The sequence below is a fragment of the Bacillus sp. FJAT-27986 genome (genome assembly GCF_001685035.1).
Taxonomy (GTDB): domain Bacteria; phylum Bacillota; class Bacilli; order Bacillales; family Pradoshiaceae; genus Pradoshia.
In genome coordinates this window covers 932,100-954,835 of sequence record NZ_MAYV01000001.1, presented here as the reverse complement: position 1 = coordinate 954,835, position 22,736 = coordinate 932,100, and the positions used below count along the sequence as shown (strand labels likewise).

General features: G+C 35.9%; 27 protein-coding genes and 1 pseudogene. 20 read left to right on the top strand and 8 right to left on the bottom strand.

Annotated elements, in window-relative coordinates:
* Positions 1 to 86 precede the first annotated feature (86 nt).
* The 6 genes and pseudogenes from A8L44_RS04655 to A8L44_RS04630 all read left to right on the top strand — a co-directional run bounded on the left by A8L44_RS04655 (position 87) and on the right by A8L44_RS04630 (position 4,139).
* Complete coding sequence (locus tag A8L44_RS04655) at positions 87 to 605, top strand: hypothetical protein (RefSeq protein WP_066102187.1); 519 nt, start codon at positions 87 to 89, stop codon at positions 603 to 605.
* Positions 606 to 886: 281 nt separating this feature from the next.
* Complete coding sequence (locus A8L44_RS04650) at positions 887 to 1,480, top strand: DUF2441 domain-containing protein (protein WP_066102184.1); 594 nt, start codon at positions 887 to 889, stop codon at positions 1,478 to 1,480.
* A gap of 167 nt (positions 1,481 to 1,647) precedes the next feature.
* Positions 1,648 to 1,890, top strand: a complete 243-nt coding sequence (locus A8L44_RS04645; RefSeq protein ID WP_066102181.1) for a hypothetical protein — start codon at positions 1,648 to 1,650, stop codon at positions 1,888 to 1,890.
* A gap of 164 nt (positions 1,891 to 2,054) precedes the next feature.
* Entirely contained in the window at positions 2,055 to 2,378 is a 324-nt protein-coding gene (locus tag A8L44_RS04640; RefSeq protein ID WP_066102178.1) for a hypothetical protein, read from the top strand.
* Positions 2,379 to 2,641: 263 nt separating this feature from the next.
* Positions 2,642 to 3,278 (top strand): annotated as a pseudogene (locus A8L44_RS04635) (SpoVR family protein); the annotation flags it as partial.
* A 303-nt stretch (positions 3,279 to 3,581) separates the two neighbouring features.
* Positions 3,582 to 4,139, top strand: coding sequence for an Ltp family lipoprotein (locus tag A8L44_RS04630; protein WP_066102175.1), 558 nt, complete (start codon positions 3,582 to 3,584; stop codon positions 4,137 to 4,139).
* Positions 4,140 to 4,663: 524 nt separating this feature from the next.
* Here the strand turns inward: A8L44_RS04630 and A8L44_RS04625 are convergent.
* Both A8L44_RS04625 and A8L44_RS04620 read right to left on the bottom strand, forming a co-directional pair.
* The gene (locus A8L44_RS04625) at positions 4,664 to 5,149 is read right to left on the bottom strand and encodes a hypothetical protein (protein ID WP_077247977.1); all 486 of its coding nucleotides are present in this window, start codon (positions 5,147 to 5,149) and stop codon (positions 4,664 to 4,666) included.
* A gap of 265 nt (positions 5,150 to 5,414) precedes the next feature.
* Complete coding sequence (locus A8L44_RS04620) at positions 5,415 to 5,939, bottom strand: hypothetical protein (RefSeq protein WP_066102172.1); 525 nt, start codon at positions 5,937 to 5,939, stop codon at positions 5,415 to 5,417.
* 498 nt (positions 5,940 to 6,437) lie between these two features.
* Between A8L44_RS04620 and A8L44_RS04615 the strand changes: the two genes are divergently transcribed.
* Together A8L44_RS04615 and A8L44_RS04610 are read left to right on the top strand one after the other, a co-directional pair.
* The gene (locus tag A8L44_RS04615) at positions 6,438 to 7,442 is read left to right on the top strand and encodes a DNA/RNA non-specific endonuclease (protein WP_066102169.1); all 1,005 of its coding nucleotides are present in this window, start codon (positions 6,438 to 6,440) and stop codon (positions 7,440 to 7,442) included.
* A gap of 450 nt (positions 7,443 to 7,892) precedes the next feature.
* Positions 7,893 to 8,093, top strand: a complete 201-nt coding sequence (locus tag A8L44_RS04610) for a cold-shock protein (RefSeq protein ID WP_066102150.1) — start codon at positions 7,893 to 7,895, stop codon at positions 8,091 to 8,093.
* 254 nt (positions 8,094 to 8,347) lie between these two features.
* Here A8L44_RS04610 and A8L44_RS04605 read toward each other — a convergent pair whose 3' ends face one another.
* Entirely contained in the window at positions 8,348 to 8,608 is a 261-nt protein-coding gene (locus A8L44_RS04605) for a hypothetical protein (RefSeq protein WP_139063796.1), read from the bottom strand.
* Positions 8,609 to 8,947: 339 nt separating this feature from the next.
* Here A8L44_RS04605 and A8L44_RS04600 point away from each other — a divergent pair, with 339 nt between their 5' ends.
* Entirely contained in the window at positions 8,948 to 9,148 is a 201-nt protein-coding gene (locus A8L44_RS04600; protein WP_066102150.1) for a cold-shock protein, read from the top strand.
* Positions 9,149 to 9,770: 622 nt separating this feature from the next.
* A complete protein-coding gene (locus tag A8L44_RS04595; RefSeq protein WP_066102150.1) occupies positions 9,771 to 9,971 on the top strand; it encodes a cold-shock protein in 201 nt (66 codons plus the stop codon).
* Between the two features lie 159 nt (positions 9,972 to 10,130).
* On the opposite strand, the gene A8L44_RS04590 is transcribed toward A8L44_RS04595, so the two are convergent.
* Positions 10,131 to 10,841, bottom strand: coding sequence for a YwaF family protein (locus tag A8L44_RS04590; protein WP_066102161.1), 711 nt, complete (start codon positions 10,839 to 10,841; stop codon positions 10,131 to 10,133).
* Between the two features lie 855 nt (positions 10,842 to 11,696).
* Between A8L44_RS04590 and A8L44_RS04580 the strand changes: the two genes are divergently transcribed.
* Together A8L44_RS04580 and A8L44_RS04575 are read left to right on the top strand one after the other, a co-directional pair.
* The gene (locus A8L44_RS04580; RefSeq protein WP_066102150.1) at positions 11,697 to 11,897 is read left to right on the top strand and encodes a cold-shock protein; all 201 of its coding nucleotides are present in this window, start codon (positions 11,697 to 11,699) and stop codon (positions 11,895 to 11,897) included.
* A 535-nt stretch (positions 11,898 to 12,432) separates the two neighbouring features.
* Positions 12,433 to 13,122 (top strand): hypothetical protein, encoded by a 690-nt coding sequence (locus A8L44_RS04575; protein ID WP_225983651.1) that lies wholly within the window; start codon positions 12,433 to 12,435, stop codon positions 13,120 to 13,122.
* A gap of 64 nt (positions 13,123 to 13,186) precedes the next feature.
* Here A8L44_RS04575 and A8L44_RS04570 read toward each other — a convergent pair whose 3' ends face one another.
* A complete protein-coding gene (locus A8L44_RS04570; RefSeq protein ID WP_066102147.1) occupies positions 13,187 to 15,367 on the bottom strand; it encodes a beta-glucosidase family protein in 2,181 nt (726 codons plus the stop codon).
* A 577-nt stretch (positions 15,368 to 15,944) separates the two neighbouring features.
* On the opposite strand from A8L44_RS04570, the gene A8L44_RS04565 reads away from it, so the two are divergent.
* The 4 genes from A8L44_RS04565 (at position 15,945) to arsC (ending at position 18,183) form a co-directional block, all read left to right on the top strand.
* Complete coding sequence (locus tag A8L44_RS04565; protein WP_066102144.1) at positions 15,945 to 16,169, top strand: hypothetical protein; 225 nt, start codon at positions 15,945 to 15,947, stop codon at positions 16,167 to 16,169.
* A gap of 169 nt (positions 16,170 to 16,338) precedes the next feature.
* Positions 16,339 to 16,641 carry an ArsR/SmtB family transcription factor gene (locus tag A8L44_RS04560; RefSeq protein ID WP_066102141.1) on the top strand — a complete coding sequence of 101 codons (303 nt, stop codon included), beginning with the start codon at positions 16,339 to 16,341 and terminating at the stop codon, positions 16,639 to 16,641.
* 26 nt (positions 16,642 to 16,667) lie between these two features.
* Positions 16,668 to 17,759: an ACR3 family arsenite efflux transporter gene (gene arsB, locus A8L44_RS04555; RefSeq protein ID WP_066102138.1), complete on the top strand. Its 1,092-nt coding sequence runs from the start codon at positions 16,668 to 16,670 to the stop codon at positions 17,757 to 17,759.
* A 4-nt stretch (positions 17,760 to 17,763) separates the two neighbouring features.
* Positions 17,764 to 18,183 carry an arsenate reductase (thioredoxin) gene (arsC, locus tag A8L44_RS04550; RefSeq protein WP_066102135.1) on the top strand — a complete coding sequence of 140 codons (420 nt, stop codon included), beginning with the start codon at positions 17,764 to 17,766 and terminating at the stop codon, positions 18,181 to 18,183.
* A gap of 89 nt (positions 18,184 to 18,272) precedes the next feature.
* Here the strand turns inward: arsC and yeiL are convergent, their stop codons facing one another.
* Positions 18,273 to 18,935, bottom strand: a complete 663-nt coding sequence (gene yeiL / locus A8L44_RS04545; protein ID WP_066102134.1) for a transcriptional regulator YeiL — start codon at positions 18,933 to 18,935, stop codon at positions 18,273 to 18,275.
* A 94-nt stretch (positions 18,936 to 19,029) separates the two neighbouring features.
* Here yeiL and A8L44_RS04540 point away from each other — a divergent pair, with 94 nt between their 5' ends.
* Positions 19,030 to 20,181 carry an MFS transporter gene (locus A8L44_RS04540; protein ID WP_066102133.1) on the top strand — a complete coding sequence of 384 codons (1,152 nt, stop codon included), beginning with the start codon at positions 19,030 to 19,032 and terminating at the stop codon, positions 20,179 to 20,181.
* Between the two features lie 59 nt (positions 20,182 to 20,240).
* On the top strand, positions 20,241 to 20,642 hold the full coding sequence (locus A8L44_RS04535) for a cytidine deaminase (RefSeq protein WP_066102130.1): 402 nt from the start codon (positions 20,241 to 20,243) through the stop codon (positions 20,640 to 20,642).
* A gap of 41 nt (positions 20,643 to 20,683) precedes the next feature.
* Here A8L44_RS04535 and A8L44_RS04530 read toward each other — a convergent pair whose 3' ends face one another.
* Positions 20,684 to 20,905, bottom strand: coding sequence for a hypothetical protein (locus tag A8L44_RS04530; RefSeq protein WP_066102127.1), 222 nt, complete (start codon positions 20,903 to 20,905; stop codon positions 20,684 to 20,686).
* 360 nt (positions 20,906 to 21,265) lie between these two features.
* On the opposite strand from A8L44_RS04530, the gene A8L44_RS04525 reads away from it, so the two are divergent.
* A complete protein-coding gene (locus A8L44_RS04525) occupies positions 21,266 to 21,448 on the top strand; it encodes a hypothetical protein (protein ID WP_066102125.1) in 183 nt (60 codons plus the stop codon).
* A gap of 116 nt (positions 21,449 to 21,564) precedes the next feature.
* Here the strand turns inward: A8L44_RS04525 and A8L44_RS04520 are convergent, their stop codons facing one another.
* Positions 21,565 to 21,795 (bottom strand): hypothetical protein, encoded by a 231-nt coding sequence (locus A8L44_RS04520; RefSeq protein ID WP_066102123.1) that lies wholly within the window; start codon positions 21,793 to 21,795, stop codon positions 21,565 to 21,567.
* Positions 21,796 to 22,263: 468 nt separating this feature from the next.
* Here A8L44_RS04520 and A8L44_RS04515 point away from each other — a divergent pair, with 468 nt between their 5' ends.
* Positions 22,264 to 22,464, top strand: coding sequence for a cold-shock protein (locus A8L44_RS04515; protein ID WP_066102120.1), 201 nt, complete (start codon positions 22,264 to 22,266; stop codon positions 22,462 to 22,464).
* The last annotated feature ends 272 nt before the right edge of the window (positions 22,465 to 22,736 follow it).

The following is a 22,736-nucleotide window of genomic DNA, read 5'->3' as shown; positions in this document are numbered from 1 at the left end:
AGTTTAACAAGAGCAACTGAGAAAATAATATTAAGTTAATTCAAGTATTTTAAGAGTTAAAATAAAAAACGTGGGGAAGAGATGAGTTGGGGAAACGTACAAAAACAATCTCATTTTATGTTATATCAATGATTGTTATATATGCGATATTTGCAAGTATAGAGACTGTAAAACTAAGTTCTAAAACTGTCAATGAAGCATTTGAAAAGTTTAAGAATGAATTTGTTCAAACTGAAATCGGTGATAAAGAATTTTACCGAATTGGGAATTCTACATTTGTGCCATTTGAAGTTGGAAATACTGTTTCATTAGTCCAGTTTGAAAAAGGGATATTCGGTTGGAAACCAACCTATTATTCTCACGATGAGGATAGAGGTTCTTCCTATACAAGTTTTACTGATGGAGATATTCTTTTGCACGGGGTCATACCAAAAGATATAGTGGCTGAAACGAAGACCATAAAAGTGAATGGAATAGAGGCAGATATTGTTAGGCTCAATGATAAAACGAGAGTTTGGATTTTGATGAACAATAAACCAAAAAACTTTTCTAACATAAACATAGACTTCTTAGATAATGAGGGACATATAATTAGTGAAATATAAATACAAATAGCATTTCTAAAGGTATTTGCTATTATTGTGAATAAGTATACTTAAACTAACGGGGCATTGATCCAGGAAGAAGGATTAATGCCTTTTTGTGTTGAATTTCTTATGGAACAAACGGGGCAGGTTAGCGGAAGAAGGATTAATGGCCTTTTTGTTGAACTTTTTATAGTAGTAACGTAACAGGTTACAGAACAATTTAAACAACTATTCTTAGTGGATATGATGGATAAGTTGCATTATAAGCCAACTTGATTAGTTCAACAGGAGGCAGATGTATGAAAGAGACGGAGTTTTATGCTTATCACATTGTTACTAATAAAGAAATGAGAATGGGACAGATCATTAACTTTGATAGGAACCAAAAAAACACCTTATATCGCTTCTTTTTTGAAAGGGAAATATTAAATTCTAAAGACGAAGACTTTATGCAAGTTTTATATAGCCATTTTACAGATGAAGGCTTGCACTTGAATAAAGAGAATGCCAAGGTAGTTGTAGATTATGCGGATCAAACAATTAGAGCAATAAGAGAAGTGCTAGCAGAAATGGTTAGACTGCAAGAATATCCTGAATATCCTTCTAGATTATCTTGTTTATATGCTGCGAAGAGCTATGAAGAAGCTCTGAAATGGAAAGAATTGTTCGATACTTACAACCGAAAAGTTATTCAGATTGTTAAACTAAGAGTTGTAGGAAATTATTTTGAGGGTGATGGAGACCTTTTACCAAAGGCAGATGGAGTTCCTTTCTCTCAGAAAATTGAACAAGCCAGAGAATATTGGAAGGGCAATGTGAAAAACAAGCTTCCTGAACTATTGATTAACGGAAAAATTGAAGTTACGGAAATTATACACGATTACGTAATCTAGTGGATATAGCAAGTGAACTTAGGAAAACTTTTTCTCAAGCAAGGCTGTCAAATTGACGGTCCCTTCTTATGCAGCTAAAGGGGCAGGTTAATTCAATAACGATGTAGAATTATTAATTAACATTTAGAGGATTTATTAAAGGTACTATTCTAAGGGGTGATGCAAAAGTGGGTGAAACCATTAAGCCAGTAGTAGAGACATCTGGTTGGGTAGATGTTATTACAGCCGTTTTACCAATTGTTCTTTTGGTGATAATTGGTGTAATTATTGTAGCAATTATATATATCGTTAAGATAGTTAAGCGGTATCTAGCAAACAATAAAATAGCCGAGAAGAAATTAAAAATGGAAGAAAGAGATATACAAGAGATTAAACAACGTCTTGACCGAATTGAAAAAAATCTTAAGTGAGGTTGAGTGATATCTTTCATATTGTGCCTAACAGGGGCATTACTTCAATATCAAGAGTTGTAATCAGCTCTTTTTTTTATTCCACAAACGGAGCAGGTTAGCTGAACTGAACCCTTTGTTATTTACCGAAAATAGTATAATTTTAAAAAAGGAGGTGTAAGTATATGAAACGTAATAGGAAGAAAATATGGATTCTTATAGGCGTACTAATAATTGTTCTAGTCTTCCCTCCTCTTTTAGATTCAGTCATACACGATAACGATTCTCCTAGAAGTGCTATAAGAGCTTCTATTAGAGATGATGGTTATCCCTATCAAAGTTTTTTTGCCATCATAATCTCTAGAGATATTTATGATGAAGATTACGGACATAAGTACGAGGTAATATGGCACGATTGGAAGAATGAAACTGGAATGACAGGCACTATTTGCTACGCAAAACAAAATGAAAACGAGAAGTATAGTGTTTCTTGCGGCACAGGTCCTTGATTATTAAATTATATGTGTTAAGAGTGAAAATTAAGGTTAAAAAGCCGCCAAAAAATCGGTGGCTCTTATCATTATGATAGAAGACGAAATCGCCTTCCTCCTGGGACACGCCGCTTACTGCAGAGGCAAATTAAATTAAGTTTGTGAAAAAGTGTACTTAAACTAACAGGGGCGTTAATGGAATAACAGAGACAGTTTAAAAGCACCTTCTTTTATTAGAAATAATGTTTATAAATAGCGCCATTAATGAAGATCCTTAGGAGAACGAAGGCTGGGCGAGCTACTGGCACCAACGCATTCTCCGTGAACTTGATTTAACAAGCGAGGAATCGATCGAATTTGCGAAGCTCAATGCAGGTGTGGTGCAGCCGTCAAGAACAGGCATTAACCCTTATTACTTGGGCATCAAGATGTTTGAGGATATTGAAGAGAGGTATAACAACCCAGACGAAGAGATGAAAAAGGCGAGGGGTTAAACCAAATTCAGGCCGTGAGAAAATGTTTGAAGTGCGGGAGATTGAATCGGATATCTCCTTTCTCCGTAATTACCTCACAAAGGATTTAGTCATGCGCGAGGATATGTATCTATTTCAGAAAAAAGGGCGCGACTATAAGATTGTCGATAAGCAATGGAAAGCGGTACGAGATCAGCTTGTCGGCATGCGGGTCAATGGAGGGTTCCCGTATATTACGGTGAATGACGGGGACTATTTAAAAAATGGGGAACTTTACCTGAAGCATTGGTTTGAGGATATTGAGCTGGATGTAAAATATCTAGAGAAAGTTTTGCCGCATATGCATTATTTATGGGGACGAACGGTTCATATGGAAACGGTGTTGGAAGGTAAGGGAATTTTGTTTAGTTATGATGGGAAGAGTGTGAGTCGGAAGTATGTGTGAGTGATGAGAAGAAGCCAATCCAAGATTGGCTTTTTTTGCAGTTAGGGATAACCAGTATTTCTCTTTCCTAATTTTGCTTTATTTAAAAATATTCATTCACAGCCATAAACTTTTTCATATTATTTTTCTTTTAATATAGGAGTGCTGCTCTCCATTTGTGACATAAGAAAGCTTGTATTCCAGTACGCCACCATACTTGTGATAAAACAAATGGATAAATTGTGAAAAATAGCACAAACATCGGTAAATAAAGTAAAAATATGCTAAAGTGGTTTATATAGAAAGTATAAAGGAGTGTATATAGTGGGGGCAGTAGAAAAGAAGAAAAAGCCATTTTATAAAAAATGGTGGGTTTGGTTAATTGCGATCATATTGATTATAGCAGTGGGTACTTCTGAAGAAAATGAGGAGAGTAAGGCCGTTGATTCTTCTGATGTAAAAGAAACAAGTGTAGTTAATGACACTAAAAACAAAGAACAAGAAAAAGAAGAAACAACTACTAAAGAAGTAGCAAAAGAAGAACCGAAAGAAGAAGCAAAAACTGAAAAAGTAAGTGTTTCAAGAGAATTTAGTTCTGCATTGAAAAAAGCAGAACAGTATGCTGAGAGCATGCATATGTCAAAGAACGCTATATATGACCAATTAGTTTCTGAATATGGAGAACAGTTCCCTGCTGATGCAGCTCAATATGCTATTAATAATCTTGAATTTGATTGGAATGCAAATGCATTAAAGAAAGCAAACTCTTATGCTGATGATATGGATATGTCAAAAAGCGCTATATATGACCAATTAGTTTCTGAATATGGAGAAAAATTCACTCCAGAAGAAGCTCAATATGCAATAGATAATCTAGAGTAATAGAATAATTTTTTTGACTAGAGTAGCAGTTTTGCTACTCTTTTTGTTAGGTGTTACAGGCATTATCCATCCATAGCAGAAGATGATTTGCATAAGATTATGAAACTAATTATAGATAAAGTGTGAAAAATAAAAGGTGAAAACTTCATTTCTGTTAATTTTATGGATAATGTTTGCTACGAATGATCCTGTATTGCAGGTTTGGCCGGTAAACCCGACTATGAGGAGCGGGGTGAGGTGAACCTGGATATGGTACGCCATTGATCAAACAGGGAAAAACCAGTTCATGGTCAAAGCAGACTCGGTGGGTTCTGCGTGACCTGGTTCCAATTCGCCAGGTAGATCACGAAAAAAACGATTCCGTTTCATGAGAGTAATTTCTAGTGTTCATATGTGTGTTAAAGTAGAAGCCAATCAGCGATTGGCTTCCTTTTTATTGTTAAGTATAATATTTCGAAATTGAATGAGTTATCTAATGGTAATAAAACGATTTTTTGACCTTTTAACTTAATTGGTTTCGGTATCTATTTTTTTATTTCGACATATCCGACATACTGAGCCTTATTTGATGAGTTTCTCGTAATCACTTCCATTACGAAGGTTCCTTCGGTATTAGGGAAGGTGAATTCCCCGTCTTCATTCACATCGAGATCGGTATCTTCCCCATTTTTCCACAATGTGACGGCAATGGAGTCTGGCCAGCTGGCCCCACTGCTTCCGCTATTTTCCTCATTTTCAATAATGTCAATCCTGGCTTCCTGGTTGGGATGTGCAAATATTTTATTCTGATTAGGACCGAATTCTTCAATATCTAACACAACGTTCTTTACTTCGCCACTCGACGAGCTCCAGCTGATATTGGCTTCGGTTAACGGGTATGCTAGGAGGCCATCCATCTCGCCTACTTCTAAACGAGCGCTTGGAAGCCCCACATCATAATCCTCTGCAAAACACCCTGAAACGGTAAAAATCAATAAGATTCCGATAACCCATTTCAACCATTTGTTCATCAACATTTCCCCCTACATGGTTAATGCTAAACCTTACAGGTTTCACATCATATTAAAATCTACTGCTCTGTTTGGTCATCAAGGAAGTTAATCCGCTTAGAGGATATTTCTTTACATTTAATATCTCCTTCTTCTTGGTGAGATTGTGGCTGTATCAATTAAGCAAGGAAGATTCTTAGAAGAAGGGAGACTGGAGTTGTTTTGTCTAAAGATTTCAATGGAACATTACAGGAGGGTTGAGCAAGTAAAACCAGCTATTGCTGGTTTATCTTCGTTTCCTTCGCCAAATCCACACGTTTGACAAGAGAAGTAATCCTGCAATGGTACCAGCAATTCTTTGATCGCGGCTTCGGGTATATTCTAAAAAGTCATCTGCATCATAATCTGCCAGTTCCCCGTTTGGAAACTTTTCCACGTCCGTTGTCAGCTTCGGCCATTCATCTGTTCGTCCGCACGGATCAACCTCAATGTGTAATCCTTTTTTATGTCCGTAAATGAGGTAGATTCCGCCTTCTTTGAGAGTTTCTTGTAACCAATCTCCGATCATGTCTTTCACTTTAACCCTAGGTTTCAGTTCTCCTTTATAGACCGTGTCCACTTGGATAATGTAACTGTCTCCATTTCGCTCCTTTACCATCCCTTTAAATACGAAATCGGCGTTCTTGAAAGCTTTTTCCGCGCGTTCAGGTTCCGCGCAGCTCAAAGCCTCTCCCGTAGTGGGAAAGGACAGGCTCCCTAGCAGAAGGAACAGAACCAATCCAAATCCTTTAGCCGTTCGCCAACTGTTCATACTGCTCATCCTCCTCTTATAATCCACATAACTTTAATTCAACTGGTATTTCGAAATAACCTTACCGTAAATTTGTTATTTATAAAGAATATTATTTAAAATTTTGAGGTAGTTGTTTTTATATTTCTTTATTTCAAGCAGGCTATATAATTATTTTAATGGATAAATCTTGAAAATGGATCTGCATTCTTAAAAATGCCATTCAATAGGAAGAGATAGATGAAGAACATTTTGTTAATTGGACTTCTCTTGCTGGGATTACTCGTGAGCCACATATTAGTAAATATCCAGCCAAAACGCACAATATTTCGCATATGAAATCTGCGTGCGTTTTTTTGTTGTGATTTATTTTTCTTTATTTAATTTATATGCAGCGAATCCTAAATCAAAAATCGTGGAAATGAAAGGCAAATGAAAACGAAAGTAAAAATAGAATAGTATTATGTGATAAAATATTTACTTACATGTTATTAACGTTAATTATAGGGGAGTCCTAGAATGAAAAAGAAAATAAACTATATAATCTCACTTTTAACGATTATCTTTTTGGTGAGTTGTTCGAATGCTGATGATACATCTATTACAGATGTAGAAAAAGAATCACAAGAAGTAACCACAGTTAATACAGAAGAAAATAGTCAAAAAGAAGAAAAAGAAGAAACTACCCCTACGGTTAGTGATGAACCAGCAGTAGAGGAACAAGTAGTTGATGAACCGGTAATAGAGGAAACAAAAAACCAATCAAAGGATGAACGGTTCTCAGGATACAAACGGATTGAAGTTGATGGTGGCGATTTGTCTGGATATCGTGAAGCTAACGTTGTCGTTGACATTGGCTTTGGGGATCGTGAATATTGGGCATTTACGAATGAATACGGCCAATTAGTGCGGGTCATTGCTGACGAAATTATTCTGCAAGATGATCGTAGCGAACCTGTAACATCATCTGGAAGATACTACTCTGATGAGGCGAAAGTTCCTGGTGTTGAGAGTGATAATTTAGATGAAGGACATATCATCGCTGATTCTCTCGGCGGGGTATCGAATGCTTATAATATTACCCCGCAGGATAGTACACTCAACCGACATGGTGACCAAGCTTATATGGAAGATGCGATTCGTCGTGCGGGTGGAGCTACTAATTTCGAAGCAATTATCACCTATCCGAATACGAAAACACAGGTCCCTTCCCATTACCAGTATTCCTATACTATAAGGGGTAACGAGATTGTGGATAAATTTGACAATGTAAACCCTGATGAAGTAAACGCATCGCTCGGTTTAACAGAAAGTAAGCCTTCTGATTCAACTAGTTCAAGTAATTCTAGTAGTTCAACTAGTTCAAACACGAAAGGTGATATTTCTAGTGTTGATGTGAATGGTAATGGACAAGTGACAATTAAAGAAGCAAAAGATGCAGGTTTCAGTATGCCCATAACGAGTGACCATTGGTTATATCCTTATATGCGCGATAACGATAATGATGGAATGGTAGGGGAGTAACACTTTTAACTCTGAGACAAACTAGATGAACGAGAGAATAGTTCTTCGTTAAAGATCTATAAGCTTGGGATATCCCAAGCTTATTTTTTATTAATAGGTTTACTCAATCATTAGCTATTTTTGTTAGGAAAACGGATGGTATTTGAGCTGTGCTTTATATTTGATGTCTTTTTTAGAGGATAAGGATAGGGAATGTGAACGAGGTATTAGAGGATGCTACTATATGACGATAGGTTGTGGTGATGGTTCTGCTACTATTACGCACGAATAAACATCCTATTATGAAAGGTGAGGTCGTATGGTTTGCTATTATTGGAATTACCTGTTATTCTTAAGAAGAATTATTTTTGTTCGGTTTCAGATTGAGAAGCGATTTTGATTTTCGTCTAAGGTATTTGAGCAAGGATAGTAACACATTGTGTGGACAACCACACTAGGAGGCAACATATTATGGAACAAGGTAAAGTGAAATGGTTTAATGCAGAAAAAGGTTTTGGATTTATCGAACGTGAAGGCGGAGAAGACGTATTCGTACATTTCTCAGCTATCCAAAGCGAAGGATTCAAATCTTTAGACGAAGGTCAAAGCGTAACGTTTGAAGTAGAACAAGGACAACGTGGCCCACAAGCTACAAACGTTCAAAAAGCTTAATAAGAGCTAATGAAAGATCCTGCATATGCAGGGTCTTTTTTTGTTTTTTATTCAATTTGGGCAATAAAAAAGCCCTATTCAAGAAATGAATAGAGCTTAGACAACAAAAGAATGAAACTGTATAGCAAATGGTAGGCTAAGTATAGCACAGTGCTTGAATAATCCCTAATTTAAACTTGCTTACTTGCAAAGGGAGTATTTTTCTAATCTTTTTTATGAATACAATAACTGCTAGCTTCCTTAAAAATCCTTCATTAAACATTTAATAAGGTAACAAAAGTTTCCTTCATCACTTCTTCAGATGGACGGTCTCCACTTTTTACATATTTAGTTGACATTCCATATAGGCTCCAACTAATCATAATGCTATGCAAGTCTGCTTTTTCATTTGACGAAGAGGGGTACTTTTTCTTTAATAAATCTTTAAATACCCTTGCGAGTTCTTCTTTTATGATAGTTTCAATTTTGGGTGTAAATGCTTCATGTGAAGTTACATCTTTTAATATTCCCTGCAACACATCTTCACTGATGACTGTTTCCAATTTGCGCGATTAACAGTTGCTCGTTGCGTAATGTCTTTTATAGTAATATCCTTGAAATCCTTCTCAATTACTAACTCCATAAATGATTCCATAATTCTTTAGACATTACGAAGCAGTATATTGCACAAGGATAACCATCCTATTATGAAAGGTGAGATCGTATGGTTTGCTATTATTGGAATTACCTGTTATTCTTAAGAAGAATTATTTTTGTTCGGTTTCAGATTGAGAAGCGATTTTGATTTTCGTCTAAGGTATTTGAGCAAGGATAGTAACACATTGTGTGGATATCCACACTAGGAGGCAACAATTATGGAACAAGGTAAAGTGAAATGGTTTAATGCAGAAAAAGGTTTTGGATTTATCGAACGTGAAGGCGGAGAAGACGTATTCGTACATTTCTCAGCTATCCAAAGCGAAGGATTCAAATCTTTAGACGAAGGTCAAAGCGTAACGTTTGAAGTAGAACAAGGACAACGTGGCCCACAAGCTACAAACGTTCAAAAAGCTTAATAAGAGCTAATGAAAGATCCTGCATATGCAGGATCTTTTTTTGTTTATAAAAAATTTGGTCCATAAAAAAGCCCTATTCAAGAAATGAATAGAGCTTAGACAACAAACGAATGAAACTAGTATAGCAAATGGTAGGCTAAGTATAGCACAGTGCTTGAATAATCCCTAATTTAAACCTACTTAATTGTAAAGGGATTGTTTGTATTATTTTTTTACGATGCAGTCACTAATCTACTGAAAATCCTTCTTTAAACATATTTAATAGAATTTCCTTCATCACTTCTTCCGATGGCCGATCGCCACTATTTATATATTTAGTCGACATTCCATATAGGTCCAACTATCCTCTAGTGATGAGCAGCTAACCAATCAGGAGTCAGAGCGAGAGACCACTGGCTTTTTAGCTTTAGAACATTTCCAAGCAGTATATTGCACACGGATAAACATCTTATTATTAATGTTGAGCGTCGTATTATTTGCTATTTTTAAATATACCTGTTATTCTTAAGAAGAATTATTTTTGTTCGGTTTCAGATTGAGAAGCGATTTTGATTTTCGTCTAAGGTATTTGAGCAGGGATAGTAACACATTGTGTGGACATCCACACTAGGAGGCAACAATTATGGAACAAGGTAAAGTGAAATGGTTTAATGCAGAAAAAGGTTTTGGATTTATCGAACGTGAAGGCGGAGAAGACGTATTCGTACATTTCTCAGCTATCCAAAGCGAAGGTTTCAAATCTTTAGACGAAGGTCAAAGTGTAACGTTTGAAGTAGAACAAGGACAACGTGGCCCACAAGCTACAAACGTTCAAAAAGCTTAATAAAGCTAATGAAAGATCCTGCATATGCAGGATCTTTTTTTGTTTTTTATTCAATTTGGTCAACAAAAATCCCTAATCACGGGCATATTTCCAACTGTCCAAATTTTATATGAATTTAACGAGTAATAAAAAAATTACCTAGTAAAAGAAGTAACGATTTTAATGAGTTGAGAAATCATTAGTCTCTTTTAATCGTTGAAGCTTATTCCATGGTAAATACATCAAAACCCATAAAATAACAATCATACAAGCTAAACCAAATATGTACCCGGGATTCCCAAGTACCTTTTCAAGCGGAACAAGTGGGGAACCAGGTGAGGGGACATTTAAAAACATAAAGTTTGTATCCCATATTTTATTTAATGGATAGATAATTGATCCTGTCACAGCTAAAAATAGGACTGAACCTACTATTCTTTTTTTATTTGGTTTTACAATCCCAGCGTATAACACCATGACACAATACATAACAAGTGCAAAATGAAAAATAAAGCTAAATAAACTCATAAATTCATAAATCGGGCGATGTGTCCAGTTACAAAATAATAAAGCTGCAATTGCACCAGGTAAGAATAAGTTATAGAGCTTTTCACCAATTATTAAGCTATTTGTATAGGCATGGTATAAAATCGCAAAAATCGCAAAACTACATAATTCAAACGGTAGATAGTCAACTGTAAATTCATTTCTGTTAATCAAATAGATATTCTTAATTATCTCAAATAATAAAATAAACCATGCGATTCTTCGTTGTACAATACTCTGACTTTTGGCATCTAATTTATTGAAATGCTTACTAACCTTGATAACGGTCAACGTTATTATAATGAGCCATGCAATATGATATGGTCCAAATAATGAAAATCCCATTTTTCTACCATCCTTTTTATTTCATGAAGAAACCATTTTGGCAAAAGCGCAAAATGGCTGGATTTATTATGATGAATATTTCGTATCTGTTTTTTCTACTAAATTATTGATATCCAAACTAATATAAGTGCCACGAATAGCACCCTAAGAAGAACAACACTATAAACTATTAATGACTTCATGGCTAAAGAATAAGTCTCCATTTTCACCATTGGCAATACGGCTGTCATAAAAATAATCCCTAATATTAAAATAGCAATAATCGGCACGACAAACAATCGGTTGGAATTTTCTAATTCTTTCAATATCTACCTTTCCTATTAATGAACAAGATGTCTATATATACTCTACATGGGAATGATCATTGGTGAGAATATATTTTATACAGGATTACTTTGAATCTCAAGATTAAGTCAGACTAGGGGATGAATCTGTTTAAATTTCCTTAGAATGAGAGTAAACCATTATCTTAGCCGAAGGAAATGTGGCTTTTTCCCTCGTTATTGGTGTCTTAACCATTAGAGAATACCCCCTCACCATTGGTCGAGGAGGTATCACCACTTATTTTTAGGATAACCTCTCTCCGTCGCAGGCAAATTATATTTTTCTGCGAAACGGGTTATATCATGTGGTTGTTCATCTTGAATGTTTCAGAGTATATATTGCATCATAGATAAATATCCAATTATAAAAGGTGAGGTCGTATAGTTTGCTATTATTGGAATTACCTGTTATTCTTAAGAAGAATTATTTTTGTTCGGTTTCAGATTGAGAAGAGATTTTGATTTTCGTCTAAGGTATTTGAGCAGGGATAGTAACACATTGTGTGGACATCCACACTAGGAGGCAACAATTATGGAACAAGGTAAAGTGAAATGGTTTAATGCAGAAAAAGGTTTTGGATTTATCGAACGTGAAGGCGGAGAAGACGTATTTGTACATTTCTCAGCTATCCAAAGCGAAGGTTTCAAATCTTTAGACGAAGGTCAAAGTGTAACGTTTGAAGTAGAACAAGGACAACGTGGCCCACAAGCTACAAACGTTCAAAAAGCTTAATAAGAGCTAATGAAAGACCCTGCATATGCAGGGTCTTTTTTTGTTTTTAAATCAATTTGCGCAATAAAAAAGCCCTATTCAAGAAATGAATAGAGCTTAGACGACAAAAGAATGAAACTGTATAGCAAATGGTAGGCTAAGTATAGCACAGTGATTGAATAATCCCTAATTTAAACCTGCTTACTTGCAAGGGGTTTTTTATCAAATCTTCTATCCCACTTTTGGCTCTATTTATTAGTCACGTGGACATCTTCTAATGTTTCCTCATCCAGTGAATAAAGGGACTTCCAACCGAATTATTATGCTCTGAATACGGAAAAGGCAACTCCTTCTTACACATTATAATCATAGCGCCTGATTTTCCCTCAACAAAATAATTTAATAAGAGGATTTCTTATTTCTATTTATTTACAGAAAATTCATTTAAAATAATATCAAGGTTTAACTTGAATTTTATAGTAGAGGGAGTCTTTGGTGTTGAAGCATATATTTGCATTTGAGAAAGAAGAGGATTTTCAGGAATACAAATATTTGATTGAGAGGTTTTCCAAAAAACATAAAAGGCTATCAGCTTGAATTAGTAAATCATTATGAGCTCAAAGAATTGCCAAAAGGAGTTGTATGGACAACAGATGAACTAGCCACAACTGTTTTTTCCAATATACCGATCCCAGCCTTTACAAATAAAGATCTCATTTATCTTTCTCCTGATTTGGTAAGCTGGAGGAGGTTATTTCTTACACAATTAGAGGGAAAGAAACATTCTAAAATAGAAGACTTCTATACTAATATGTCTGAAAACCATATATTAACTATACTTGGACACGAATTAACCCATCACTCCGATTTGTTTTTGGATGAATTTGATGATGAGAGAGAGAACAGTATTTGGTTTGAGGAAGGAATGTGTGAGTACTTATCAAGAAAATACTTACTAACTGATACAGAAAATAAGCAGATTACAAATATTGAGATAGAATTGATGGGTCTGTTTAAGCACAAATATGGTAACCATTCGTTAGAGGAGTTCGGAAGTGACAGTTATCAAGGGAGTTTAACAAGTATTATGTTCGATTACTGGCGAAGCTTTCTTGCAGTAAAGTATTTGGTTGAAGAGGTTGCTAATAATGACCCCAAACAAGTTTTGAAAGAATATCATAAATGGCATAACGAGGGAAGAAAAAAGCCTTTAATAGAGTACTTCCATTTGGAAAACTTATTTTAAGAGCAAGAAAAAAGGATTGAATCTTATTGTTGATTCAATCCTTCTAACTATTAATTAATATTATTTATTCAACGACTACTGTTTCTTTGTATGGAGTATCTTCGCTGGATGTACCAAGATATACAGTGTACTCGCCAGGTTTCACCACGAAATCGTGTTCGTAGTAGTCCCATACACCCATTGGATGGTTCGTAGCAGTTGGGTCAATCGTGATGCTAACTTCACGTGACTCATTAGGCTCTAGGTAAACTTTTTGGAAACCAACAAGACGTTTAGGTGGCTGTCCTTGGACAGGAATACCTAGATATACTTGAACAACCTCAGCTCCAGCAACTTTTCCTGTGTTGGTTACGGTCACCTTTACCGTAATAGGGGATTTGCCATCTGTTTGTGATGGTGTTACTGAGAATCCGGAAAGCTCAAAGGATGTGTAGGATAGACCGTATCCAAACGGGAATAATGGCTTAATTCCTTGGGATTGGAACCAACGATAACCCATGTTAAGGCCCTCAGAATATCGGATAACCGGGAAGCCATTGCCTTCATCTGTACCAGGATAGCGCTCAGGTCTGCCTGCGTACAAAAGATCATCCTCAGAAGCTGCGTATGTGGTAGGAACTTTACCGGATGGATTTACAACGCCAAAGAGTAAATCGGCAACGACGTGACCATCTTCAGTACCTTGGTTCCATGCCTCAAGAACAGCTTTAGCCTTTTGGATCCATGGCATCATGACAGGGCTGCTGTCTTTCATGACTACAACCGTTTGCGGGTTGATATCCAATAGTTCTTCGATCATACGATTCTGATCATTTAGCATGTTTGGACTAGGTAAATCAAAACCTTCAGAGGCAACTAAGCCGGCCATTAGAATAACCATATCAGCTTTAGCAGCAGCTTCTTTGGCTTCGTCAAGATTTGAAAGATCTTTAGCGACAGTAACCTTGCTGACTGACGTGTGTGAACCAAGACCTTTAAGGACATTTTGCATGCCTTCTACCGGTGGTACCGTGTAGAGCGGAGTAACCTTTGAAGAACCACCCCCACCATTGCACGCATCATCAACGTACTCGGATTGACCAATGATTACGATGGAGTCATAAGCTTTCGGATCAAGTGGCAGCATTTCGCCTTCATTTTTCAGAAGAACAGCGGTCTGGGAACCGATTTTGCGAGATCTAGTACCATGACCTTTCGCATCAATCTCACCAGGATTGTAAGGGCGCTCGAACTGATTAAAACGGAACATTTGTGTATAGCGGCGCACCAATGCACGATCAACAGTTTCAATCTCAAGGCTAGTGTCTTGAAGAGCGTTCTTTACATTCGTCTCGTTCAACCATTTAGCATCCGGCATTTCATGGTCCATACCAGCATTCAATGATGCAGCGGCAGAACGGCAAGACCAGAAGTCAGATTGTACATAACCCTGGAAGCCCCACTCGTCACGAAGAATATCGTTAAGAAGGTAACGGCTTTCCGTTGCGTACACACCACGAACACGGTTGTAGGCACTCATCATTGCGGCAATGTCACCATCTTTTACTAACATTTCGAAAGGAAGAAGGTATAGTTCGCGCAATACATGCTCATCCAATTCAACGCTTGTGCGGAAACGCTCGTATTCCTGGTCGTTAACGGCATAATGCTTACCCATAGCGATAACATCGTGGTCTTGAATGGCTTTCGTCACTTCGACGCCCATCACACCTGATAGGTATGGGTCTTCTGAAAAGTATTCAAAGTTACGTCCGGCAATCGGTGTTCTGTGTAAGCAAACACCTGGTCCTTCAAGAACATGCTGACCAAGCGTAGCTGTTTCTGAACCAATGATATCTCCATACTCACGCGCTAGCTCTGGATCAAAGCCTGCCGCAAGTCCAATCGTCATAGGCAACGCTGTAGCAGGCGGGCTCGGATGTCCGTCACCCATACCTACGCCAACAGGACCGTTAGTAATACGGAAACGAGGGATGCCTAACTCGTCAATTCCCTTTACATGGCGCTGTACTTGAAGCTGCGCCATAAGCTTGTCCTGCTCCTCAGGAGTCATGGCATTCATTTCATCCATTGAAGGCATATCGTAAATATTAATCGTATTCATTGCACCATGAAGTTGAGCAATTTTCTGTTCCAATGTCATAGCAGCAACAAGCTTCTCAGCACGCTCACGTGGTGACAATGACTTGTCCATCCATGGAAACTGTCCATTCTTTTCTGTATCAGTAGTATGTTGATTATTCATGTTGAACACTCCTAACACAATATTTTTATAAAAATAAACGTATTATTTCTAATACTTTTTATCTGATAGTCTAAACCGCTTACATATTTAAGATAACCAGATAATTCTATAAAATCCTAAGTAAAGCAAATGAGACTTCCTTTGTTAGATCTGCGGAATTCTCTTTTATGATTTGGTTTCAATGTGTAAATTATATTTTTTTTTATCATTCTTTTACTCGTACTATTTTTGTTTTATTAGTAGATATTTTAGTTATATGCTATTTATTAAAGTGGAAAATCGAATAAATGAGTTTTGATGGTAGAAGTCTTCGTCAAAAAAGCAAACGGATGGGTTAGTAGTTATAAAGATTGTAGATGGAAATCTTTGTTTCTGGTTTTATATATTATAAGGACAACTAGGGCAGTGGTTATGAGAAAAAAGTCTAATAGGGTAAACAGAGAATCAAAATATTAAACTACCTCTTGAAGAAAGGGTTAAATGATACTAAAAGATCTATAGTAAAGATAAGAAAAAGACGGAACTCATAATATCGTGATTGAGGAGTATTTCTAATAACATATAAGGGGACGGTAATTTGAGTTTATTACAAAAATGGTTTTATTGGCTACTTGCCTTTATATCAATCATTGTTTTTCTATTACATAATATGGGTCCCTATACGGGGCAGTTAAGATTAATCGCCTATATACTGTTTACTATTCTTTGTGCAGCTTTGCTTATTAAAAGTAGAGAGTCAAAGGCAAAGATAGCAGGAATCATTGTGTTTTACCTGGTTATTGGTATAGGTGGATATTTTTAATAAGAATACTGCTAGTCGAGAAGAGATTTTACTTATGGTTTTGGAAAGTTGAAGCAGTAAGCTGGTGATACTTTAGCTTACTGTTTTTTATTTTCTTGATTTTAATTATTAAGTCATATAATATAAGTAATGTCTTATATAAGCGTTTGGTTATATAAAGGAGGTATATATGAATACAATTGAGCAAATGGCTCAGCAATTAAAAGCAGTCAGTGACCCGAATCGGTTAAAATTATTGGCTTGTCTGAAAAAGGGAGAGGTATGTGTTTGTGATTTTGTGGATGTTCTTCAAATTTCCCAGCCTGCAGTCAGCCAACAAGTGAAAAAGTTGAAAGATGCAGGAATTATTCTGGAAAGAAAAAAAGGCACATGGAAACATTTTCGCCTAAATGAAACTCAACAGCCGTATATTCAGGCAATCATTGACCAGCTGGAGCCAATTAGTGTGAAATGCTGTTCATCAGATTGTTAAATCAACAAAGAGTGGGGGAGAACCAGATGGCAGAAAAAAGTGTGACGAAAAGGCTGTCTTTTTTAGATCGATATTTAACGGTATGGATCTTTGCAGCCATGGCAGTGGGTATTTTAATTGCGCTGTTAGTACCTGATTTTAAAACAATGTTAGATACTATGTCCGTAGGGACGACATCCATTCCAATTGCTATTGGATTGATTGTAATGATGTATCCGCCATTGGCAAAAGTGAAGTATGAAGAGATGTGGCGTGTATTTAAGGATTGGAAGGTATTATTGCTATCCTTATTCCAAAACTGGTTGCTCGGTCCGGTTCTAATGTTCTTCTTAGCAATTATCTTTTTACATGATTATCCTGAGTATATGGCCGGCCTGATTATGATTGGTCTTGCGCGTTGTATAGCTATGGTTATTGTTTGGAATGATCTGGCTCGCGGGGACCGAGAATATGTAGCTGGACTTGTCGCTTTTAACTCTGTATTTCAGATTCTATTTTATTCGGCATTTGCCTACTTTTTCTTAAATATCTTGCCAGGCGTATTTGGGTTGGAGAATTTTACTGTTGTCATTTCGATGTGGGAAGTTACAAAAAGCGTTCTCATTTATTTAGGTATTCCTTTTATAGCAGGAATGGCAACACGATTCATTGGATTAAAATTAAAAGGGGAAAAGTGGTATCAAGAATCTTTTTTACCTAAAATCTCTCCTCTTACACTTATTGCTTTATTATTTACGATTGTGATGATGTTCTCCTTAAAAGGAGATAAAATTGTTGAACTCCCATTGGATGCCATTCGAATTGCTATACCATTGCTCATTTACTTTTTAATCATGTTTGCTGTATCATTTTTTGCTTCAAGAAAAGCAGGAGCATCCTATCCTGTAACGGCATCGTTATCCTTTACAGCAGCGAGTAATAACTTTGAATTGGCAATTGCAGTTGCGGTTGCTATGTTTGGGATTAATAGCGGCGTAGCTTTTGCAGCTGTTATCGGTCCATTGGTGGAAGTTCCTGTTTTGATTGCACTTGTAAGTGTAGCACTGCGCTGGGAAAAGAAATACTTCCATAGGAACAAAGTAGAAACGTCTGAACAAAAGTTCAATCAGGGGGAATAATTTAATGCCAAAGAAAAAAACAATTTATTTTCTATGTACAGGTAATTCGTGTCGCAGTCAGATGGCGGAAGGGTGGGCAAAGGAAATCCTGCCTGACTGGAATGTCAAAAGTGCTGGACTTGAAGCCCATGGATTAAATCCGAATGCAGTGAAAGCGATGCAGGAAGTAAATATAGACATAACTAATTACACTTCGGATGTGATTGATCCGGATATTTTAAATCATGCAGATTTAGTCGTAACTTTATGTGGGCATGCAGATGAACATTGCCCAGTAACACCGCCCAGCGTAAAACGAGTTCATTGGGGATTTGATGATCCGGCAAAAGCGGAAGGAAGTGAGGAAGAAAAATGGGCATTCTTCCAAAGGGTACGCGATGAGATAAGGGATCGGATTGATCGGTTTGCTAAAACTGGGGAATAAGCCTGTTAATTATTAAAGTGAATCTAAGTAAAAAAGCTAATCTGATGATTAGCTTTTTTACTTAGGCAGTGAAGTGGATATATGTATCATTAATCAATTTTAGCTAATTCCTGAAGCCGCTCCCTATCCAAAATGAGATAGCCACGATCATATTTTTTTATAAGATTTCCCTTACAGAATTGAGAGATAACATGTAATAGGTGACGGTAGGAGACTCCTAAATATTCACTGACTTCTGTGTGTTTTTCTTTGTAAAAATCATTTTCAGCTGACATTAAAATAAATGAAGCTAACCGATTTTCGAGCGGATAAATTTGAGTTTGAACAGATTTAAATGAAAGATAATGTGTTTTTTTGCTTAAAAATATGGACAAATGCCTCAGGAAAACCGGATCTTCTAATAATTGATTTTTACATATATGCATGGGAATAGCTAAACAGATCGTTTTTGTTGATGTTTGGACCCCTATAGAATATTGCTCTACTCCCAATAATTCGAGTTCGCCAATAAGTGACGGTGCTTCAATAAAATTAAGGAGAGATACTTTTCCGTTTTCAAGCGTGATATATAGTTTCGCTTTCCCTTCAACAATAAGGTATAGATACTCTGGTATAGAACCTTCTTTGTAAATGAATTCACCACGCTCAAATTCATGGACTTGAATAAATGGTTTTATCGAGACACTGGAAAAGGGTTGGATACTGTTTAAATCAATATATTGGCTGCGCAATGGTTCAGATAAAATCTGCACTTTTTTCCTCCAAATTATTAAAAAAATATGAGATATCTCACATTATTGTAAGCGTGAAACATGCTATGATGCAATAAGTATGGAGGGAGAAAGAATGAACAATCCGCGTTGGTTTTCACAGAACTTTTTTTTATTTTTTATGACATGGGGTATATTTTTACCTTATTGGACAGGTTATCTTGTACAAGGAAAAGGATTGACAGTATCAGAAGCAAGCTTAATTATGGGATTTGGATTGGTGGTACGAGGGCTATCAGCGCTCTTTGTTTATCCAATCGCCTCCAGATACTGGAGTGCTCATAAAGTCGCTTTCCTTTTAATTATCTGCTCATTAGCAGTGACAATCCTATATATACCATCGACATCATTTACTTCCCTATTTGTTGTCACTCTTATTTTTAGTGCCTTTTATCCAACTTTACTTCCCGCAGTGGAAGGTACTGCTAGTATTTTAATGAGACAGGGGGATGGGGCATATGGAAAAGCTCGCTCATATGGCTCTCTTGGATTCATTGTCTCTGTGCTAGTAATTAGTATGGTTACTGGGTATTTTGGGGATAGTGGGATTTTATGGGCAATGATGTTCATGCTTGTTTTAATGCTTATCAAGTATATTTTACCTAGCCCGGATATACTAACTGAAAAACCGATCAAAAATGAAAGTAAAAATACAATGAAAATGAGCAGCTTATGGAAGATTAAAAGCTTCTCAATTGTTTTGCTAATCGTATTTTTACTTCAGGGTGCTCACGCATCTTATTATAATTATGGCTATATTTATTTACAGGATTTAGGTGTAAACACATACTATATCGGTATGATCATTAATATTGCTGTTATTTTTGAGATCATCTGTTTTGCGAAGGCTGATCATCTGTTTAGAAAATGGCAGCCATCTTCTTTACTATTGGTAGCTGCTGCTGGATCAACTCTGCGCTGGTTATTGGTAGCTGTATTCCCGAATGTTTGGGTTTTCATGTTATCGCAGAGTTTGCATGCACTATCCTTTGCTTTGGCACATTATGCATTTATCCTTTATATAACAAACTCGCTGCCAAAAGAGCAAAACTCCAATGCACAAGGTGTATACTCGGCTTTTGCTATGAGTTTTAGCACAGCGATATTGACACTGGCAGGAGGATTTTTATATGATATTTCTCCAGGACTCTCTTTTGCCGGAATGGCTATTTTTACATTGCCAGCAATTATAATCATTTTAGTGACAAGAAGAAAATATCGTTATTAATTTGGTACAATCGTATAAATGAGTGTCTTTTCAATTTATTGTAATTGGAGATGATCTAGATGGTAAATAAAGAAACATTATTGGAAAGTGCCCGTGCTGTAAAATCAAATGCTTATATGCCGTATTCTCAATTTCCTGTTGGGGCTGCCCTTTTACTTAAAGATGGAAGTATTATCAATGGTGTAAATGTTGAAAACGTATCTTTTGGTGCAACAAACTGTGCAGAAAGAACAGCCATTTTTACGGCAATTACAAAAGGTTATCAAAAAGGTGATTTTCAGGCGATAGCTATTTCAGGGGCCACAGAGGATTATTTACCGCCTTGCAGTATTTGCAGACAGGTTTTAGTTGAATTTTGTTCTCCTGACATGCCAGTTTATTTAACGAATGCAAAGAAAGAATGTAAAGAATTGACTTTAAAAGAATTAGTGCCATATGCTTTTACAGAATTAGATATGTAATGAATGCAATGACAAGAGAGAGCCACCTGGCTCTCTCTTATTTATTCAATGGAATCTGCAATTACTAGTGGGAGTGTAATATCCCATCCTGCTTGAGATGTATAAGTAAAGGAACCGTTTACTTCACCATAAATAGTGACAACGTCTTCATCAACAAAATCTGTATAACCGAGGTAAGCTACATAAATAATATCAGATACAGACCAGCCGTAAGAGGTTGGAGTAATAGAAAGACGAATTGCAGTCATTCCATCACTTTCCATTATTTGAACAATTTCACCTCTATATTTTACATATTCACCTTTGTAGATATTATTATATTGTTATAATTAATTAACCCGTTCTAGTAGACTATAAATACGGAAAAATATTCAGGGTGTCCTAAATGCAAAATAGAGGAAGAATGTATTAGAATCAAGGGGGAAATTAGTCCATTGTTCACCAATACCTTTGTAACCAACATTTTTTTTAAATATGGTACTTTGTATTTGACTTAAGAAGCATGAATTCGAAGTTTACAGCAGCTCTTAGTAAAGTATAATAAATTGTTGCAATAATTTTATGAAACAGAAGATGGACAGGAATTATTTATCGAATTTTAATTGATCGCCAGGAGTTATTTAATGAAGTTATTTAGATTAAACAGACCGTTTAAGGGATTTAAAAAAGAAACAGAGTTTTATTTGATTGCAGAATCTGAATTTATTGGTGTTAAGGAGTTTGTATTAAGAACGACGGATTTAAAAAAAGTGATATCTGTAAATGAAAGCGAATATCTAAAGAATTTTACTCAAGTAAAGAACTAAATCTTTGGTTGTTAATTTTACGAGATTTAGATCTACAGTGGAAAGGTCCTTTTTACTGGTCTTTATAGGATACCAATTTATAAAAAAAAGATAAAAGTCAGCCTGTCTGCTGACTTTTATATAGAAGCTGATTTTCTGTTGGATAGTTCATTTAATCTTTGTAAGACATAATCATTACCTTTATTTAATTCGGATATTAGTTCTTTTAATTTTCTCGCTCTTTTATATTCCTTGATTTTATAATAGTATTCAGAGGAATCTGTAGCCGAGTCAACCGCCTTTGCAGCCTTTAAGATTTCTATATTAATCATGCTTTTTAAGCTTGTATTTACGATAGTTTCCTTCATAATAGTCACCTCATAGTTTTCTTGATTTTATACTAGCATAATATTTTTTTGATTCTGTATATCTAACATACCTGTTAGATACTTATGGTCTTCTTGTTAACTTCCAATCAATTTGTTATTTTCTGAAAATACAGAAAGGATAATAAAGAAAATGGGGAATATATCAGCCTTGATTTATGGATATAATCTAGAACAGGAGCAGATGAAACTGTGAATAAATAAAGATAATTACCCATTCTCTAGTATGAGGAGTATTAAAGCAGGATTTTTTATATTTGTCTTGAAATAATTTTAAGTAGTTTCTATCATTTAGATTCTAAAATTTGCTAATTTTTATAAAGCATGTTATTCTTAAGAAGAATTATTTTTGTTCTAAGCAGATTGAGAAAAGATTTTGTTTTTCGTCTAAGGTAATTTGAGCAAGGATATTAATACATTGTGTGATATACACACTGGGAGGCAACAAACATGGAACAAGGTAAAGTTAAATGGTTTAATGCAGAAAAAGGTTTTGGATTTATCGAACGCGAAGGCGGAGAAGATGTATTTGTACATTTCTCAGCAATCCAAGGCGAAGGTTTCAAATCTTTAGACGAAGGTCAAAGTGTAACATTTGAAGTAGAACAAGGTCAACGTGGACCCCAAGCTACTAATGTTCAAAAAGCATAATAGCCAAAGCTATTAAGAAAGACTCTCCCTTGAGAGTCTTTCTTTGATTTAATAACGAAATAGGCATTCTGAAAGGCTCTATTCCATATGGAATAGGGCCTTTATTCAGCCATATGCTCAACAAGTAAAATGTACAAATGGAACTTAGTGTAGGATAGGATATACTAATCCCCTTTAGGTATTTTAGGAGTTCGTATATCTCTTTAATAGAAATATACGAATAATTGGATATGCTGTAAGGCTTTAAAACTTCTTGTTGTTAAAACAAAATG

What these genes read in the sequence shown, in the direction of transcription:
- A8L44_RS04540 (WP_066102133.1), top strand. Translation starts at nt 19,030, where the DNA reads ATGAACAATCCGCGTTGGTTTTCACAGAACTTTTTTTTATTTTTTATG.
- A8L44_RS04615 (WP_066102169.1), top strand. Translation starts at nt 6,438, where the DNA reads ATGAAAAAGAAAATAAACTATATAATCTCACTTTTAACGATTATCTTT.
- A8L44_RS04625 (WP_077247977.1), bottom strand. Translation starts at nt 5,149, where the DNA reads ATGAACAAATGGTTGAAATGGGTTATCGGAATCTTATTGATTTTTACC.
- A8L44_RS04520 (WP_066102123.1), bottom strand. Translation starts at nt 21,795, where the DNA reads ATGAAGGAAACTATCGTAAATACAAGCTTAAAAAGCATGATTAATATA.
- A8L44_RS04525 (WP_066102125.1), top strand. Translation starts at nt 21,266, where the DNA reads ATGAAGTTATTTAGATTAAACAGACCGTTTAAGGGATTTAAAAAAGAA.
- arsB (WP_066102138.1), top strand. Translation starts at nt 16,668, where the DNA reads ATGGCAGAAAAAAGTGTGACGAAAAGGCTGTCTTTTTTAGATCGATAT.
- A8L44_RS04595 (WP_066102150.1), top strand. Translation starts at nt 9,771, where the DNA reads ATGGAACAAGGTAAAGTGAAATGGTTTAATGCAGAAAAAGGTTTTGGA.
- A8L44_RS04570 (WP_066102147.1), bottom strand. Translation starts at nt 15,367, where the DNA reads ATGAATAATCAACATACTACTGATACAGAAAAGAATGGACAGTTTCCA.
- A8L44_RS04620 (WP_066102172.1), bottom strand. Translation starts at nt 5,939, where the DNA reads ATGAACAGTTGGCGAACGGCTAAAGGATTTGGATTGGTTCTGTTCCTT.
- A8L44_RS04610 (WP_066102150.1), top strand. Translation starts at nt 7,893, where the DNA reads ATGGAACAAGGTAAAGTGAAATGGTTTAATGCAGAAAAAGGTTTTGGA.
- A8L44_RS04650 (WP_066102184.1), top strand. Translation starts at nt 887, where the DNA reads ATGAAAGAGACGGAGTTTTATGCTTATCACATTGTTACTAATAAAGAA.
- arsC (WP_066102135.1), top strand. Translation starts at nt 17,764, where the DNA reads ATGCCAAAGAAAAAAACAATTTATTTTCTATGTACAGGTAATTCGTGT.
- A8L44_RS04515 (WP_066102120.1), top strand. Translation starts at nt 22,264, where the DNA reads ATGGAACAAGGTAAAGTTAAATGGTTTAATGCAGAAAAAGGTTTTGGA.
- A8L44_RS04590 (WP_066102161.1), bottom strand. Translation starts at nt 10,841, where the DNA reads ATGGGATTTTCATTATTTGGACCATATCATATTGCATGGCTCATTATA.
- A8L44_RS04600 (WP_066102150.1), top strand. Translation starts at nt 8,948, where the DNA reads ATGGAACAAGGTAAAGTGAAATGGTTTAATGCAGAAAAAGGTTTTGGA.
- A8L44_RS04580 (WP_066102150.1), top strand. Translation starts at nt 11,697, where the DNA reads ATGGAACAAGGTAAAGTGAAATGGTTTAATGCAGAAAAAGGTTTTGGA.
- A8L44_RS04535 (WP_066102130.1), top strand. Translation starts at nt 20,241, where the DNA reads ATGGTAAATAAAGAAACATTATTGGAAAGTGCCCGTGCTGTAAAATCA.
- A8L44_RS04560 (WP_066102141.1), top strand. Translation starts at nt 16,339, where the DNA reads ATGAATACAATTGAGCAAATGGCTCAGCAATTAAAAGCAGTCAGTGAC.
- A8L44_RS04640 (WP_066102178.1), top strand. Translation starts at nt 2,055, where the DNA reads ATGAAACGTAATAGGAAGAAAATATGGATTCTTATAGGCGTACTAATA.
- A8L44_RS04530 (WP_066102127.1), bottom strand. Translation starts at nt 20,905, where the DNA reads ATGGAAAGTGATGGAATGACTGCAATTCGTCTTTCTATTACTCCAACC.